Raw genomic sequence first — 13059 nt, 5'->3', positions numbered from 1 at the left:
GATTAGTTAAGTATTTTAGCTAAGTCGATTTCTAACGAAGTTTCTGGGCGCTCAACAATGCGACCGATCTCTTCACCTTGTTGCTTAACGATGAAAGTAGGGATGCGGGTAAATTCGTATTTTGCTGCTAAGCCTTCAGGATCGGCTTTTTGACGATCAACACCGATGTAGGTGACGGTGATGTTGGGATTATTAATCTCTTCCATTATACGCATAAAGCGTGGTGTTTCACGATGGCAGTCAGGGCACCATGTGCCAATGATCACCACAATTTCAGTGGGTTCTTTTAGGTTTTTCAGCGGGGTAATCGCAGCGGTATCAACTTGATATTCTTCATAGCCTGCTGTCATTTCTTCGACTTCGGCCATCATGGTTTTGGTGTCAACTAAACCGGTTAAAATCACTTCCTGTTTCTCCTCACTGCATGTTGCCATAAAACCACCGTTTTCATCTTCAAATGCGCAACCGCTGCTCGCTAACGCATGGCTACTAAACATAAGTGCGGTGGTGGCAATAAGTGCTTTGATATTGTTGGTCATGATACTACCTCAAGTCGCAGGAATTTAGCTAGATATTGTCTATGAGCATTATCTAATGAGCACCGCAGAGGTGAAAGGGGCTTAGGCGGAGGATGTTAGCTTGATCACTGACCAATTGATTAATTAGCTATATGGCTCACAGAAAAAAATCCATGATTAATCTTGGTTTAAGCTGTGAGCAAAAATTTTTTGGTATAAAAAGCCTCCGACAATGGAGGCTTGTTATTTTTAGTGGTTAATTACTTTGCTTGTTCTTCTTGCAGCCATTGCGCTGCGCGTTTGGCGAAGTAAGTCAGAATGCCATCGGCACCGGCACGTTTGAAACACAGTAGTGACTCCATAACGATGGCTTTTTCTGCTAGCCAGCCATTTTCAATGGCGGCCATATGCATGGCATATTCACCGCTGACTTGATAGGCAAAAGTGGGCACTGCAAGTTCAGTTTTCACTCGGTGGACAATATCAAGGTAAGGCATACCTGGTTTAACCATCACCATGTCTGCTCCTTCTTGAATATCTAGCGCGACTTCATGTAATGCTTCATCACTGTTTGCAGGATCCATCTGGTAGCTATGTTTGTTGCCACCTTTTAGGTTACCTGCAGAACCGACCGCGTCTCTAAATGGGCCATAATAGTTCGATGAATACTTAGCCGAATAAGCCATAATTTGCGTGTTGACATGACCGGCTTCTTCTAGCGCTTGGCGAATGGCACCAATACGGCCGTCCATCATATCGGATGGTGCGACAATATCAGCACCCGCTTCAGCATGAGACAGTGCCTGTTTAACTAGGATTTCAGTGGTGATGTCATTGAGGATATAGCCATCGTCATCAATGATGCCGTCTTGGCCATGGGTCGTAAACGGATCCAGTGCGACATCGGTCATCACGCCCAATTCAGGAAATGCTTCTTTAAGTGCACGTACGGCACGTTGTGCTAGTGCATCAGCGTTATAAGCTTCCTCTGCCATGAGGGATTTTTTCTCTGCAGGGGTCACAGGAAATAGCGCAATCAGTGGGATACCTAACTTAACCAGCTCTTCCGCTTCTTTGAGCAGCAAGTCAATTGAATAACGCTCAACCCCAGGCATAGAGGCGACTTGCTCAGTACGGTTATTTCCCTCAAGTACAAACATTGGGTAGATGAGGTCGTTAACCGATAATTGATTTTCAGCCATGAGGCGACGGCTAAACTCATGTTTACGCATGCGGCGCATTCTGCGCTGTGGGAAAGCACTGGTGATGATATTCACATTTGACTCCTGCAATTTCCCTGTGTGGCATGGTGATCACCTTGTACCACACAGTTGGGTTGTGTTTTATTCTACTTCAGACCGAAATAATACCACTTTGTTCCGGCCTTCATTTTTAGCTTGATATAGCGCTTTATCTGCATGATCAAGGAGTAGCTGAGTATGGGCTTCATCCTCAACAACTTCAGCACAGACACCGATGCTAACGGTGAGTGAGATAGACTGATTATCCCAAGCTAATGGCTGTTCATTGATCGCTTCACGTATTGATTCAGCGACTTGAACTGCACCTTCTTGTGCTGTATTAGGTAAGATGATAGCAAACTCTTCACCACCAAAACGTGACACCAGATCCGCTGGGCGTTTTAATTTTGCTTTTAATGCTTTTGCTATCAACCTCAAACACTGATCGCCTGCCAAATGGCCGTGATTGTCATTAATTGACTTAAAGCGGTCGATATCGAGCATGAGTATGGCCATGGGGGTCTGTTGTCGTCGACTCAAACGGCCCTCTGCGAGCAAGCGTTTATCAAATGCAGCGCGATTTTTGACACCGGTTAGGCTGTCGATGGTGGTCTGCTCAGTCAGCTTTTGGTTGGCTTCATTGAGCTCTCGCAAGGCAATTTCGAGTTCCAGTGTTCTTTCTTGCACCATCTGCTCAAGCTTTTCATTGGACTGGGCTTCCATTCGCAGTGATTCTTCACGGGTAAGGCGCAAACTCTCTGCTTGCTTCAATGCTTCTTGTTGAATGCGCATTTTGGCTTTACGCTCATCGTTGTAGCGAATCGCGAGGATGGCGGCCATAAAGATAATTTCAAAACTAAGACCCATCATCAGTGGTGTTTGGTGGGCAATGGGCAGATGAATTAGTCCCAAATACATCGCTGCAGTGGTGAAGGAGCCAATAAGCAATCCAAACCAAGCTAGCGTGAACAGTTTAGCTAGCTTATGGCCTTTAAAACTCTGTATTACGGCTATAGCCATCAGTAGCACTGTGGCAATCAGTACCGTGCTGATGTAGCTAATCAAAGCCACACTGTAGTCAATAAATGGTGTGACTAAGACCATCAATGCTGCAATGGCCGCTCCCATACGGCAGATCCGCAGTAATTTCACGCCATGGTATTTGAGCTGCAGCACTTTTTCGGTAAACAATAATGCGAACATGATGGTTAATGGAATGAGCATCGGTAACATCAATTGCTGCATATAGGGCCAATCTGGCCAAATAAACCGAAACGCAAATCCATGCAAGCTTGCAACTAACAACGTGGCACTGAGCACATAGCCAGAATAGTAGCTATAGCTGAAAGAGCCGGTGGTGATCGCGATGAATAAGCTGAACAAGCCAATAGCAGTTAATGCTCCGAGTTGAAAACCATGGTAAAGCGATTGCGCTTCTGTGCGCTTGGCTAGCTCATTGGGGCTGTAGAGGTTTAGCGGTAAATCTGCACTTCCTTTGGTTTCTATTCGAATATAAAAGTTGTGCATCTGATCTGGCAGAAGCTCGAAAGGATAAAGAAAGCTGTTGTTGATAATTGGCCGCTGTGCAAACGGTAAGGTATCGCCCATGGTCAAATCGGTGACCAACTTTCCATCGACAAAATGGTGTAGCTCTATTAAATCAATATGAGGATTACCGATTGAAACAAAGCGTCTTAGCTTTTCAGACGTTGGGTTATAAAGAGTAAATTTAACCCAAAATGGTGGCATGCCGACTTTATTATTGACCTCAGGCGCGAGCTTTTGCCAGCGGCTAGAGCTTAAGCGCGTAATTTGGTTAATGGTGTGGCTGTCGGTGTCTTCTGTGAAATAGACCCAGTCAGACAGATTTAATCCGCGCTGACCGTTTTCTTGAATGGCCAAAACAGCTTCTGCACGTACGCTCTGCGTAGCGCAAAGTAAAAACGTCACGGTGAATAACAGCCAGCTTTTGAATGTCATTGTTTTAACCCAAAAAAGGCTAGGCTATTTTGATAAACTTGATCTGCAAATAATGCAGTGGGTTGTGCCCTAAGTTTTGCCACATAATCAACAATATAGGGCAAGTATTGTGGTTCATTTTTATTTGACTTAGGTTTAGGTCGCATGCTTCTAGGCAGTAAGTAAGGGCTGTCTGTTTCTATTAGTATACGATCATTTGGAATATCTGGGACGATTTGCGCAAGTTCTGTTCCGCGCCGCTCATCACACACCCAGCCGGTCACACCAATATACAAATCTTGCTCGATATACTTAAGCAGTGCCTCTCGGTGACCGGTAAAGCAATGTAATAGCGCTTTGGGTAGGTGAGGGCGGTATTCACTGAGGATGGCAATAAAATCTTGGTGCGCATCACGTTCATGCATCAGCACTGGCATATTTAGCTCACAAGCCAGTTCGAGTTGTTTGGCAAATGCATGACGCTGCTGCGGCCGCGGCGAATAATCGCGATTGTAATCAAGGCCACACTCGCCAATAGCCTTAACTTGCTGAGTAAGCGCCAGTGTCCGAATAGCCTCTGATGACTGCTCATCCCACTCTTTAGCATGGTGAGGATGAATTCCTGCGGTGGTGTACAATTGATTTGGATAGCAGAGACAGACTTGCTGAGCCTGTTGGCTCTCATCGATATTGCTACCAATGACGATAAGCGGCGATACATGGTGCAGTAACGCCCGGTTAATTACACCATCAAGATCTTTTTCAAGGGTGCTGCCAATGAGATTGACAGCGATATCCATGTATTGCGGCATTACTTGATACGTTTGACTTTCATAGTGGCATTTTTATGTTCAACACCTAAAAAGTATGAGCCAAAAGAGCCTTTTTTAATGGTGACCTGTTCGCCAGCTTTTAACTTATAACGTTTGCTGTCAGATTGTTTCCAAACCTGGCCATTTTCAAAAGTGACTTTAAGTGCGCCATAAGGGTCTTTGGCAACGCTTTTGATAACCAGCTGGATCTGTTCTACTTCCTCTGAGTTGGCTTTTTTTACATTACCAAAGCTCTCTTCTGCGCTGACTGTGGCCACTACAGGCGTTGAAGTTTGGACTGTAGATTGTGTGGTTACAGCTGATGTGGCTTGGTTATAAGATTGCGGTGACTGAGCGATGTTAGCTGCCAAATTATCATAACAAATCAGTCTATCTAACTTGTCATTGAGCTGGGCGCATTTGGCTAAGTCTTGCTCAAGCCCTGCGTGGGCTTGAGCAACAAGAAGTGATGATGCAGCGATACAAAATAGACGCAATGGCTTAACTAAGCGCATAAAAAAGTTCCTTTTATTTTATTATTTGAGCGCCAATTGAATCTCTACATAATGAGGTTATTGGTCAGGAATATCCTGTTGCTCTTCGTTTTCATCGTCCTTTTTACTGTAGAAACGAGCAGCAATCAATCCCCCTTCAAATAATATCAACATGGGCACGGCTAACATTGTTTGCGAAATGATATCTGGTGGAGTCAACATCATACCAACAACGAAGGCACCAACAATGATGTAAGGACGCTTAGCCTTGAGGTCTTCCGGTGTGGTAACTCCCGCCCAACACAGTAATATCACTGCAATAGGGATTTCAAAAGCAAGACCAAATGCGAAAAACAGTTTTAGTACAAAGCTTAAATAGCTGCTGATATCGGTGGCGACTTCGACCCCATCTGGTGCGACGCTGGTGAAGAAACCAAATACCACTGGGAATACGATGTAGTAGGTAAAAGCGATACCGAGATAAAACAGTAATGTGCTACTGGCAAGCAGAGGCATCATCAAACGTTTTTCATGTTTATATAGGCCCGGTGCGATAAACGACCAGATTTGATATAGCACGTAGGGGATGGCAATAAAGAATGCCAATACTAATGTCAGTTTAAACGGAGCAAAAAACGGCGCCGCAACATCGGTTGCGATCATGCTGCTGGTTTCAGGCAGAGCCTGCATTAGCGGCGTGGCCATATAGTGATAGATGTCATTTGCCCAATAGACAAGACAGATAAAAACAAAAAGCACACTTCCTATTGCTCTAAGCAAACGATTGCGGAGCTCTAGCAAGTGGCTAATTAATGGCTGCTGTTGCGACATAATTACCCGTTAGGTTTATCAGAGTTAGCGCTCTGTTTCGTTGGCGCGGCCTGAGCGGGTTGAGAGTCGTCACTGGCTTTTTTGTCGCCATTGGCTACGTCTTCGACCTGATAGGGGCGATTCACAGATTGAGCTGCTTCTTTTAATTGATCGATTGAATCCTGTAACTCAGGAGAAAGATTTTTGAGTCCTTGACTCTCAGCCTTTTTTAAATCTGAGTGCAGTTGCTCGATTTTAAGCTCCTGCTCAAGCTCATCTTTTACCGAGTTCGCCATGCGTTTCATGGCGCGGATCCAGCCCGTAATTGAGCGCACTGCAACCGGTAGTCTTTCAGGGCCAAGTACGACTAGCCCCAAAATACCGATCAACAGTAGCTCCATAAAGCCGATACCGTCGAACATAAGGGGTTACGCCTGTTCTTTATCCTTGGACTCAGTTTTTTTCTGCTCTGTTTGAGCAGTTTTCTCTGCGCTAGTGTCTTCGATAGCTTTTTTCTCTTCATCAGAAGACATGGCATTCTTAAAACCTTTAACCGCGCCGCCTAGGTCACCACCTAGAGAGCGTAACTTCTTTGTTCCAAAAAGTAATACTACGATTAAAGCAATAATCAGAAGTTGCCAAATACTAATGCCACCCATGAAACGATCCTCATTAATTTGATACTGGTCCTATTATGAACCTTTGGTTATTTAGTGCTAGCTAAAATTTGCGATTCTTTGGCCTAGATCTCCATCCGAGCATCCACAGAACGACTCCAAGACCACCTGCGCCATAAGAGGCCACTAGTGTAACTTGTTGGCTAAACAAAATAGTGGCGCAGATCACTAAAACAGCTGATGTGAGCAAAAGGTAGTTACTTTTATGCGCTTTTTGCTGTTGTTTAAGATATCGATCAAGCAATTGGTTTTGTGAATTGATGAAATTTTTACCAACCTTAAGGTTGTCGTACACCAACTCAGGGATTTCCGGTAATTTGTCGGCCCAATACGGCAGTTCTTTTTTGATTTTACCTGCCATCGCTTTCGGACCGACTTGCTCGGCCATCCATTGTTCTAAAAATGGTTTAGCGGTTTGCCACAGGTCGAGCTGCGGATATAGCTGACGACCTAGACCTTCAATGTATAGCAAGGTTTTTTCAAGTAACACCAACTGGGGTTGTACCACCATGTCAAACCGTCTAGCGGTTCTAAACAGCTCAAGTAGCACGTGACCAAAGGAGATTTCATCCAGCGGCTTGTTAAACATTGGCTCACAGACCACTTTTACGGCTTGTTCAAATGCGCCGACATCGGTATCTGGCGAGACCCAACCTGATTCAATATAGAGTTGCGCGATTCGGCGATAATCTCGATTGAAAAATGCCAAAAAGTTCTCGGCAAGATAACGTTTATCTTCTTCGGTAAGCGTACCCATGATGCCGCAATCAAGGCCGATGTAATATGGGTCATTGGGATGTTCGCGACTGACAAAAATATTGCCGGGATGCATGTCGGCATGGAAGAAGTTATCTCTAAATACTTGGGTAAAGAATAACTCTACACCACGCTCAGCCAGCAGTTTCAAGTTAGTACCTTGAGCTTCAAGCGCTGCCCGATCAGAGACCGGAATACCTTCTACTCGCTCCATCACGATTAAGCGGGTAAAACATAAATCTTCGTACATATAGGGGATGTATAACGCCCCTGAGTCAATAAAGTTATTGCGCAGCTTGATGGCGTTCAACGCTTCCAGTTTTAGATTAAGCTCGCCTTCAATGGTGGTGCGATAGTCTTCAACCACTTCTGCAGGACGTAATCGGTTGCCTTGGCCAAGTAGCATTTCTAAAAAGTCCGCCGCTTGGGACATCAACTGCAGATCGGCGTGGACTTTCTCTTCGACATTAGGGCGCAATACTTTAAGTACAACGGCTTTGCCGTTCGATTTGAGCGTTGCTGTGTGCACCTGTGAAATTGACGCGGAAGCTAATGGCACATCATCAAAGTCTTCGAAATAAGTATCGATATCGGTGCCGAGCTCTGCCTCAATCATACTGCGTGCAATCGCGGTATCAAATGGTGGCACTCGGTCTTGAAGCATCGCCAACTCTTCAGCCCATTCATCGCTAAGGAGATCGCGGCGGGTGGATAGCATCTGTCCAAACTTAATATAGACAGGCCCAAGCTCTTGCATTGCCAGCTTGAGTCGTTCGCCGCCGACTTTGTCTTTATGTTTGTTACTTAGCCAGAAAAAACAGCCGCGCAGAAGTTTGAAGTACCAAGGTTTGAGCTTTGAAGGAATAATGTCGTCTAAGCCATATTGAAGCGCTATTTTGACGACCTGATAAGCACGCTTGATACTAGTGGTGGGCATGGCGAGTATTATGTCCTATTCGTTAACCTTAGTATTCGTTGTTCTATGGCATCGACATCTGCCACAAGCTCATCGATTCTATCATCTAAATGGATAAATTCGAGCTTATGAGGTGCAAGACCATACTCTTCGGTTGTTAATTGGCCGACATGGTCGCGACTTTTAAGCAACACTTTGATGAGGCCTTGCTTTGCTTGCATCAAGCCTTGCTGCAACATATGCGTGGGCGCATCACCAAGATATTTGGACAAAGGTTCTGCAAAGTCAATGTCAACGTTCTGCATAAAGTGACTGAAGGTTTGCAATAAATTGAGATCGCCTTCCAGCCGCAGTTTATCTTGCTTGATCAATTCGGTGAGGTTATCACCTTCAGTGAGCTGATACAGGGTGGTGAGGTCGGCATAAACCGTGGTGGTCACGTCACCTTGATATTGGCTGTAGACTTGGATTTTCTTAGAAAAAATAAGGTAGATTGGCCAGTCCAATTGACTCAGCTGCAAGCAAAGGACTTTGCCATGAAGCGTATGCAGCTTGGCATAGGCTTCATGGGATTGGGTTAATACTTTATCGAGTGCGGTTTCGATGGCGCCGCAGATAAACAGAGATATATCGCGTTTCATAGATAACCCAATCGTGACGCTCAATTTAGAACTTGTAGCCTTTATGCAATGCGACAATACCATCAGTCATATTGGTGTAGTCAACTTGTTCGAAGCCAGCTTCTTCCATCATGCCCTTTAATGTTTCTTGATCAGGGTGCATACGGATAGATTCTGCCAAATACTCATAGCTGTCGGCATCTTGGGTGATAAGTGAGCCCATTTTTGGCAGTACTTTAAAGCTGTACATGTCATACACTTTGCGCATGACTTCGTGTTGAGGCTTAGAGAATTCTAGAATCAGCAGTTTGCCACCAGGCTTGAGTACCCGAAGCATTGAGCGGATAGCCGCATCTTTATCAGTGACGTTACGCAAGCCAAATGCGATGGTGATAATGTCGAAATGGTTGTCAGGAAACGGCAGCGCCTCAGCGTTAGCTTGCACGTAGTTAACGTTGCCAACCACGCCTTTGTTACGTAGCTTTTCTCTGCCAACTTTCAACATAGAGTCATTGATGTCAGCTAAAATTACTTCGCCTTTCGGCCCGACTAAATGCGAAAACTTAGCGGTTAAATCACCTGTACCACCGGCAAGGTCCAGCACCTTCATGCCTGGGCGAGCGCCAGCGCTTTCGATGGTAAAGCGTTTCCATATACGGTGAATACCAAATGACATCACGTCATTCATAATGTCGTATTTTGCAGCGACAGAATGAAATACGTCAGCAACCAGATCGGCTTTCTGCTCAGTGTCGACAGTTTTATAACCAAAATGCGTACTGTTTTGTGGACCCTCAGACATCTATGTATTCCTGTATATGGCAAATGTAGCAGCGAGTGTATGTGATTGATACAATCGACTGAATCTCTTGTCGGTCACATTGTGATCGAAGTTAATAAAATGCTTAACTAGATTGAAAAAATGCGGCTTTGCGCAGAGTTTCAAAATTTTGGACTGCGCATTACATCATAGAAACGTGATAAAGCCAATCTCGTTAATCGAGAACTGTTGTTTAGCCTAAATATTGGCAGGCTTGTCTGCCTTGAATGTAGGCATAAATCAACTCGCTCATACTTTGCCCGACTTCTTTATACCCTGCTTCAACTCCCGCCACATGGCATTTCGGCGCTGCTTCGGCAAGGTGTAAGTAATGGGCACTGGTTTCATTGGCTACCCGATAGACGTACCGCAGTGCATCCATCAGCGGGATGCCAGCAGCAGTGGATGCACTACTTGGCATCTTACTGATGGCATCGACATCCAGCTCAATCGCCACAGGTAACTGAGTGCTGTTAAGTTTGCCAACGACCTCATCTATTGCATGGTTTAAACTGACTTCTTGTCTAATCCAAATTGACTGCAATGAGTGCCAACTTCCCCCAAATGCTTCAAGCTGAGCAAAAGTGGCTTCACTATTTTTCAGCTCATGCAGCCCAAGTACATGATAGAAACCTAGTGCTCCTGAGGCGGCAGCATAACTAAAACCATTACCACTATGACGACCTTCCCGTGGACGAAAGTCAGAGTGGGGATCGAGGTTAACCGCCGCAACTTTCTTACCACAGGCTTGTTTTGCTGCCGTCAGCAGTCCGTAAGCATTATTATGACCGCCGCCAATGATGATGGGCTCTAATCCGGCCTCAAAAACCGGCGTTACCGCATTGATCACTAGCTCATCTAGTTTCTCTACTTCATTACGTAAACTGGCAGTGGTTAGATCACTCTCACTGGCAATTGCAGTGGTGTCTAACTGCCCGGCTACAAGAAGTTGCTCGCCGCTAAGAAAGCGATTGGATTGCAAATTGAGTAACTGTGCCATGGTGGCATTAAAGGCGTCATCAGCGCCACCACGACCTAAGTTGGCTCTGGGGCCGATATCCTCGCCAATACCAATAATGACAAATCGTACCCCCTGATTTTTAGCCTGTTGTAGCTCAGCGACATATTGGTCTGCTGTCGAGATTGGATCTGCAAAAGCTTGCAAGGTTTGTCCAAGTTTTTGCTCTCCGGCTCTTGGACTGAGTAGCGTCGTAATTTCAGTGTCGGTAAAGGGCAAAAATAGTGGCATAAGTACTCTGTTTTCTTATTAGCATTAGTGGGCATATTGTGACTTATAGCACTATGGCCATGCAATTCATTTAAAGTTTGGCGCTAAAAACTAATCTATTTTGCTGTAATTACTATGTTTTTTATTCTGGTAACTTTTTAATCATGTTATTATTAGCGCTTCATTGGAAGAACAATAATAAGAGGAAAGGATGCACCGATTTTTTGCATTGCTGTTGTTAGTCACTGGCTTAAGCGTCAACGCTAAGCCGCTCCCCGTCGAAGCTTTTGGTTTATTGCCCCAGTCTGAGCAAGTTAAATTATCTCCAAGCGGAAATAAATTTGCTTTTATACTTCATAATGAAGGTAATAGTTACCTCGGTGTAAAGGCTGTGGGTAAGCAGGGAGTCGATTATGTGGTATCGACTGACAATCAAAAATTTAAGATGGATTGGTATGTTTGGGCCAATGACGAAACCTTATTGGTTAGCTCTAATTATCCGATTGATAGGCGAGGAATGAAATATTCTGAGTCACGATTATTAAAGGTCGATCTTAATGAGCCCAGTGATATTCGTTCAGTACTTAAATTAAGAGAACGCGAACATCGTCCCCAATTCCAAGACACTATTGTTGATATTTTGCCGGATGAGCCAGATTACATTTTGATGGCGCTTGATCTTAAGGTGGCAAACCAGCCTGATGTTTACAAAGTGAATTTGAATTCCAGACTTAAACGTAAGCTGATTCAAAAAGGCCGCAGTGGTATTCACAGCTGGCTGACAGATCAACAACATAGACTCAGACTCGGTTATGGTATCGACGACACCAAAGTGTTTTTTCGTCTCTATGATATCGATAACAAGGAGTGGCGTAGAATCTGGGAATATGAATTATTTGATAACCCAGATATTACCCCGCTAGGCTTTGGTGTTGACCCTAATACCTTGTATATTCGCTCGCTGCATAATGGCCGCTACGCCATCTTTACCGTTGACTTGGCTAAGGCCGATTTACCGCGAAAATTGGTTTATGCCGATGACAATTATGATGTTGAAGGCGCGTTGATTTATTCGAAGGTTAGCAAAGATGTTATTGGTGTTCACCATGGTGAAGCCGCTAACGGTAAAGTGTTTTTTGATGAAAAATATGCACGCTTTCAAAAGGCCTTAAATAAGGCGATTCCCGATGCTTACAACAATATCATGAGCTTAAGTGCTGATGAAAATCGTTATATCCTGTATACCAGTAATCCTACATCACCAGGCACCTATTACTTAGGTGACCGCAAAGCGAAAGGTCTCGATTACATTCTTGATGAATATCCATTGTTAGTTGAGCAACCGCTGTCAGATAAGCAAAAAGTGGTGTTTAAGGCCCGAGATGGTCTTGAGCTCGAAGCCTACGTCACGCTGCCGCCGAGCAATGTTGAAGCGAAAAAGTCAGCATTGGTGATTCCCCATGGTGGCCCGATGGTGAGAAACTACGGCGGCTTTGATTGGTTCAGTCAGTTCTTCGCCAGTCGCGGTTATACTGTGATTGAACCTAACTTTCGTGGCTCATCGGGTTATGGTTTTGAGTTTGAAATGGCATCGATTCAGCAGTGGGGCGGGGCGATGCAGCACGACCTTGCTGATGCGGCATTCTGGCTAGCAGAGCATTACCCCATTGATAAAGATAAGATCTGTATTCTTGGGGCGAGTTACGGTGGCTATGCCGCCATGCAAGCAGCGGTGACCCAACAACAACCGTTTAAATGTGCAGCCAGCTTTGCAGGGGTGTCCGATTTGGAGCATATTGTGCGTAAAGCGCGCAGATTCACTAATTACGAAGTGGTTAAAAAGCAGTTAGGCGATGACTCTGATAAATTAGAACAGCAATCCCCGATTAACTTCGCTAAGCAAGTCAATATTCCTATGCTGTTAATTCATGGCGATAAAGATAGAATCGTGGATGTTTACCATAGCCGTGAAATGTTTGATGAGCTTAGTGATTATGACAAAGAGGTTGAATACCTCGAGCTTGAAAATGGCAATCACTATTTAGAAATAGAGCAAAATCGAATGGCCACCTTGAAAGCGTTTGAAGCGTTTTTGAGTAAACACTTATAAGCCAAAAACGTAGCTAAATAGTAGACACAGCTAAACAGTAGACACAGCTAAGCCGGCAAAGAGTGTTCGGCTGACAAACAAAAAAAGGATGACAAGGG

At 44.7% G+C, this 13059-nt stretch carries 13 protein-coding genes; 1 reads left to right on the top strand and 12 read right to left on the bottom strand.

Annotation, left to right across the window (positions count from 1 at the left end; genetic code table 11):
* Nucleotides 1–2 precede the first annotated feature (2 nt).
* The 12 genes from ACHUFW_RS06640 to ACHUFW_RS06585 form a co-directional block, all read right to left on the bottom strand.
* Nucleotides 3–539, bottom strand: coding sequence for a thioredoxin family protein (locus ACHUFW_RS06640; protein ID WP_394201621.1), 537 nt, complete (start codon nucleotides 537–539; stop codon nucleotides 3–5).
* Between the two features lie 239 nt (nucleotides 540–778).
* Nucleotides 779–1795 carry a porphobilinogen synthase gene (gene hemB, locus ACHUFW_RS06635; RefSeq protein ID WP_394201620.1) on the bottom strand — a complete coding sequence of 339 codons (1017 nt, stop codon included), beginning with the start codon at nucleotides 1793–1795 and terminating at the stop codon, nucleotides 779–781.
* Nucleotides 1796–1861: 66 nt separating this feature from the next.
* A complete protein-coding gene (locus tag ACHUFW_RS06630; RefSeq protein ID WP_394201619.1) occupies nucleotides 1862–3739 on the bottom strand; it encodes a sensor domain-containing diguanylate cyclase in 1878 nt (625 codons plus the stop codon).
* Nucleotides 3736–4530 (bottom strand): TatD family hydrolase, encoded by a 795-nt coding sequence (locus ACHUFW_RS06625; RefSeq protein WP_394201618.1) that lies wholly within the window; start codon nucleotides 4528–4530, stop codon nucleotides 3736–3738. The genes ACHUFW_RS06630 and ACHUFW_RS06625 overlap by 4 nt, the downstream gene beginning before the upstream one ends.
* Nucleotides 4530–5045, bottom strand: a complete 516-nt coding sequence (locus tag ACHUFW_RS06620; RefSeq protein ID WP_394201616.1) for a hypothetical protein — start codon at nucleotides 5043–5045, stop codon at nucleotides 4530–4532. The genes ACHUFW_RS06625 and ACHUFW_RS06620 overlap by 1 nt, the downstream gene beginning before the upstream one ends.
* 57 nt (nucleotides 5046–5102) lie before the next feature.
* Nucleotides 5103–5855, bottom strand: coding sequence for a twin-arginine translocase subunit TatC (gene tatC / locus ACHUFW_RS06615; RefSeq protein WP_394201615.1), 753 nt, complete (start codon nucleotides 5853–5855; stop codon nucleotides 5103–5105).
* Nucleotides 5856–5857: 2 nt separating this feature from the next.
* Complete coding sequence (gene tatB, locus ACHUFW_RS06610) at nucleotides 5858–6256, bottom strand: Sec-independent protein translocase protein TatB (RefSeq protein WP_394201613.1); 399 nt, start codon at nucleotides 6254–6256, stop codon at nucleotides 5858–5860.
* Nucleotides 6257–6262: 6 nt separating this feature from the next.
* Entirely contained in the window at nucleotides 6263–6493 is a 231-nt protein-coding gene (gene tatA / locus ACHUFW_RS06605; RefSeq protein WP_394201612.1) for a Sec-independent protein translocase subunit TatA, read from the bottom strand.
* A gap of 61 nt (nucleotides 6494–6554) precedes the next feature.
* Nucleotides 6555–8204 (bottom strand): ubiquinone biosynthesis regulatory protein kinase UbiB, encoded by a 1650-nt coding sequence (gene ubiB / locus ACHUFW_RS06600; RefSeq protein ID WP_394201611.1) that lies wholly within the window; start codon nucleotides 8202–8204, stop codon nucleotides 6555–6557.
* An 8-nt stretch (nucleotides 8205–8212) separates the two neighbouring features.
* The gene (locus ACHUFW_RS06595) at nucleotides 8213–8824 is read right to left on the bottom strand and encodes a ubiquinone biosynthesis accessory factor UbiJ (RefSeq protein ID WP_394201610.1); all 612 of its coding nucleotides are present in this window, start codon (nucleotides 8822–8824) and stop codon (nucleotides 8213–8215) included.
* A 25-nt stretch (nucleotides 8825–8849) separates the two neighbouring features.
* Nucleotides 8850–9605 carry a bifunctional demethylmenaquinone methyltransferase/2-methoxy-6-polyprenyl-1,4-benzoquinol methylase UbiE gene (gene ubiE, locus ACHUFW_RS06590; RefSeq protein ID WP_394201609.1) on the bottom strand — a complete coding sequence of 252 codons (756 nt, stop codon included), beginning with the start codon at nucleotides 9603–9605 and terminating at the stop codon, nucleotides 8850–8852.
* A 211-nt stretch (nucleotides 9606–9816) separates the two neighbouring features.
* Nucleotides 9817–10872: a formimidoylglutamase gene (locus tag ACHUFW_RS06585; RefSeq protein ID WP_394201608.1), complete on the bottom strand. Its 1056-nt coding sequence runs from the start codon at nucleotides 10870–10872 to the stop codon at nucleotides 9817–9819.
* A 190-nt stretch (nucleotides 10873–11062) separates the two neighbouring features.
* Here ACHUFW_RS06585 and ACHUFW_RS06580 point away from each other — a divergent pair, with 190 nt between their 5' ends.
* A complete protein-coding gene (locus ACHUFW_RS06580) occupies nucleotides 11063–12961 on the top strand; it encodes a S9 family peptidase (protein WP_394201606.1) in 1899 nt (632 codons plus the stop codon).
* The last annotated feature ends 98 nt before the right edge of the window (nucleotides 12962–13059 follow it).

The organism is Shewanella waksmanii (assembly GCF_043643685.1).
GTDB lineage: Bacteria > Pseudomonadota > Gammaproteobacteria > Enterobacterales > Shewanellaceae > Shewanella > Shewanella waksmanii_A.
This window is presented reverse-complemented; position numbering and strand designations above follow the sequence as displayed.

Bases quoted from the DNA above. Each gene is read 5' to 3' on its own strand.
- ACHUFW_RS06585 (WP_394201608.1), bottom strand. From the start codon at position 10,872: ATGCCACTATTTTTGCCCTTTACCGACACTGAAATTACGACGCTACTC.
- ACHUFW_RS06620 (WP_394201616.1), bottom strand. From the start codon at position 5,045: ATGCGCTTAGTTAAGCCATTGCGTCTATTTTGTATCGCTGCATCATCA.
- ACHUFW_RS06640 (WP_394201621.1), bottom strand. From the start codon at position 539: ATGACCAACAATATCAAAGCACTTATTGCCACCACCGCACTTATGTTT.
- tatC (WP_394201615.1), bottom strand. From the start codon at position 5,855: ATGTCGCAACAGCAGCCATTAATTAGCCACTTGCTAGAGCTCCGCAAT.
- ACHUFW_RS06595 (WP_394201610.1), bottom strand. From the start codon at position 8,824: ATGAAACGCGATATATCTCTGTTTATCTGCGGCGCCATCGAAACCGCA.
- ACHUFW_RS06580 (WP_394201606.1), top strand. From the start codon at position 11,063: ATGCACCGATTTTTTGCATTGCTGTTGTTAGTCACTGGCTTAAGCGTC.
- ubiB (WP_394201611.1), bottom strand. From the start codon at position 8,204: ATGCCCACCACTAGTATCAAGCGTGCTTATCAGGTCGTCAAAATAGCG.
- ACHUFW_RS06630 (WP_394201619.1), bottom strand. From the start codon at position 3,739: ATGACATTCAAAAGCTGGCTGTTATTCACCGTGACGTTTTTACTTTGC.
- ACHUFW_RS06625 (WP_394201618.1), bottom strand. From the start codon at position 4,530: ATGCCGCAATACATGGATATCGCTGTCAATCTCATTGGCAGCACCCTT.
- tatB (WP_394201613.1), bottom strand. From the start codon at position 6,256: ATGTTCGACGGTATCGGCTTTATGGAGCTACTGTTGATCGGTATTTTG.
- ubiE (WP_394201609.1), bottom strand. From the start codon at position 9,605: ATGTCTGAGGGTCCACAAAACAGTACGCATTTTGGTTATAAAACTGTC.
- tatA (WP_394201612.1), bottom strand. From the start codon at position 6,493: ATGGGTGGCATTAGTATTTGGCAACTTCTGATTATTGCTTTAATCGTA.